Annotated in this window: 1 protein-coding gene; it reads left to right on the forward strand. The window is 30.6% G+C overall.

Annotation, left to right across the window (positions count from 1 at the left end; translation table 11 throughout):
• On the forward strand, positions 1-206 hold a 206-nt coding region (locus tag ACRHOC_RS16130; protein ID WP_431159552.1), incomplete at both ends, for a NusA N-terminal domain-containing protein.

Genomic DNA, 206 nt, shown 5'->3' on the forward strand with positions numbered 1-206 from the left:
AAATGTAGCGTTAATAGAATCATTTTCAGAATTTAAGTATGACAAATTAATGTTTAGAGTGACGTTAATGGCAATTCTAGAAGATGTCTTACGTAATGCTGTTAAGAAAAAATATGGTGTTGATGATAATTTTGATATTATTATCAATCCTGACAAAGGGGATTTACAAATTTGGACAAACCGTATTGTTGTGGCTGATGGTGAAG

It is taken from the genome of Winogradskyella poriferorum, assembly GCF_050618035.1.
In the GTDB taxonomy this organism is placed as follows: Bacteria; Bacteroidota; Bacteroidia; order Flavobacteriales; family Flavobacteriaceae; genus Winogradskyella; species Winogradskyella poriferorum_A.